We start from the raw sequence: 2,043 nt of genomic DNA on the forward strand, positions 1-2,043 counted from the left end.
GGTAAAAATCGACGACCTCTCTACAAACGATGGCGGCGGTTTGAGACGGCGCCGCGACTCCGTCAGGATGCAAGGTGATCTGAATTGGTGGTCGGCTTTGGTTCTGAATCATTATTTGCGTAATCCGTCGTTCGTTGAAAGGTGGGCACGCCCTTAGGCTAATTAGCCCTAGGCTACTCCCTCACCCCTTTGTCCCCATCACATACGGCTTCAGCATCGCATACATCAAACTGTGCGTCGGCGTCGGGACGCCGAGCTTTTGGCCGAGTTCGACGACCTTGCCGCCGAGCCAGGGCAGCTCCAGCCGGTTGCCGCGCTCGAGATCGAGCGCCATCGACGCCTTCATGGCCGGCGGCGCGTGGCTGTTGAATTCGAGAATCCGCGCCAGCGCATCGGCCGGCAGCGCCACGCCCCTGGCGCGGCCGACATCGATGATCTCCTGGTGGGCCGCGATGAACACCGGACGGATGTCCGGATCGTCGCGCAGCTTTCCGATCGGCTGGCGCGCCAGCGCCGTGATGCTGGCGTTGGTGGCGAGCAGGATGAATTTCATCCACAAATCCGTGAGGATCTGCTCACTCAGGGTCGCGTCAAAACCGGCCTTCAGGCAGAGCGCGAGAAAATCCTGAGCCCGCTTGCTTTGCTTGCCGTCGAACTCGCCAAAAATCATGCGCATGAAGGTGCCGACCTGCGCGATCACGCCGGGCGCTGTGATCGAGGCCGAGAGCTGCGCCACGCCGCCCATCACGGCGCCTTCCCCAAGGATCGGGATCAGCCGCTCGGCGGCGTCGATGCCGTTCTGCAGCGGGATCACCGCGGTGTCGGGGCCGATCAGCGGCTTGATGTGTTCGCCGGCGCTTTCGACGTCCCATAGCTTGACGCAGAACAGCACGATATCGACCTGGCCGATCTCGGCGGGATTGTCGGTGGCCCGGGTCGGCACCAGATGGGTCTCGCCGCGGCCGCCCCCGACTTTCAATCCCTGGCTCCGCATGGCGGCAAGATGGGCGCCGCGCGCGATGAAGGTGACATCGCCCCCCGCTTTCGCCAGCGCCGCGCCAAATCCGCCCCCGACGCCGCCGGCGCCGACAACCGCAATCCGCATCGATTTTCTCCTCGTTCAGGAAGTGTGGCCCGGATCAGCCAACGGGTCGGCGCAAAGCGCCGCCCGATGACAGGCTCTCATCCGGGTCTTGTTGATCCCCGCATATCGCATGCGCGCATGCGGGCTACAATTGCCGGAGCAGACGATCAAATTGAATAACCCGCGGACCGCGTGATATTCCCTGCGCATGAATCCGGCTCGCGCGCCAACTCTATATCTCATCTGCGGAAAGATTGCTGCGGGGAAGTCGACCCTGGCACGGCGTCTCGCCGCGCGCCCGGCGACCCTGCTCGTCAGCGAGGATCACTGGACGTCGAACCTGTTCGCCGATGACTTGAAGACGATCGAAGACTACGCGAAATATTCGGCGCGGCTTCGCGCGGCGATGGGGCCGCACATTGTCGATATCCTGCGGCAAGGCCTTTCCGTGGTACTGGATTTCCCCGCCAACACCGTCCGCAATCGCGACTGGATGCGTTCGCTGTTTACCGAGGCCATGGCGGCCCACGAACTTCATTGGCTCGATATTCCCGACACGCGCTGCCGGCAGCGGCTACGGCAGCGAAATGCCGGTGGCGAGCACCCGTTCCAGGTCAGCGACGCGGACTACGATCTGTTCACGCGTTATTTCGTCGCTCCCGAACCCGGCGAGGGCTTCAACGTCGTCATTCACACGCCGTGAGCCGGTTCGCCGGCAATGACGGGCTGGTTGCGCCGGCAACTGTCGCCGGGGTCAGATCGCCGGAGTCACGATTGGCCTGGCCGGGTTCGACCGGCCCCTCCGTCCCGCGCCCTGGACGGGTTTGCCCGGCCCGGTCGAGCGAGAGAGTAAATAGGTTTTCTCGATCGAGGCGCTGCCTGCCGGCTGATGGCAGGACCGCATCTGCCCGTCATAGGACTTGTAGGTTCCCGATGCCGGATCGTAGCTCCGAAACCGG

General features: G+C 63.7%; 3 protein-coding genes. 1 reads left to right on the top strand and 2 read right to left on the bottom strand.

Features of this window, described 5'->3' with window-relative positions:
- Nucleotides 1-181: 181 nt before the first annotated feature.
- Nucleotides 182-1,105 (bottom strand): ketopantoate reductase family protein, encoded by a 924-nt coding sequence (locus WCE35_RS17470; protein ID WP_424594579.1) that lies wholly within the window; start codon nt 1,103-1,105, stop codon nt 182-184.
- Between the two features lie 187 nt (nt 1,106-1,292).
- On the opposite strand from WCE35_RS17470, the gene WCE35_RS17475 reads away from it, so the two are divergent.
- Nucleotides 1,293-1,787, top strand: a complete 495-nt coding sequence (locus tag WCE35_RS17475) for an AAA family ATPase (RefSeq protein ID WP_424594580.1) — start codon at nt 1,293-1,295, stop codon at nt 1,785-1,787.
- A gap of 51 nt (nt 1,788-1,838) precedes the next feature.
- On the opposite strand, the gene WCE35_RS17480 is transcribed toward WCE35_RS17475, so the two are convergent.
- On the bottom strand, nt 1,839-2,043 hold a 205-nt coding region (locus tag WCE35_RS17480), incomplete at its 5' end, for a BA14K family protein (protein ID WP_424594581.1).

Origin of the sequence: Bradyrhizobium sp. (assembly GCF_049691595.1) — a bacterium.
Classification (GTDB): Bacteria; Pseudomonadota; Alphaproteobacteria; order Rhizobiales; family Xanthobacteraceae; genus Bradyrhizobium.

Excerpts from the sequence above, each read along its gene's own strand:
- WCE35_RS17470 (WP_424594579.1), bottom strand. The coding sequence starts at position 1,105 with ATGCGGATTGCGGTTGTCGGCGCCGGCGGCGTCGGGGGCGGATTTGGC.
- WCE35_RS17475 (WP_424594580.1), top strand. The coding sequence starts at position 1,293 with ATGAATCCGGCTCGCGCGCCAACTCTATATCTCATCTGCGGAAAGATT.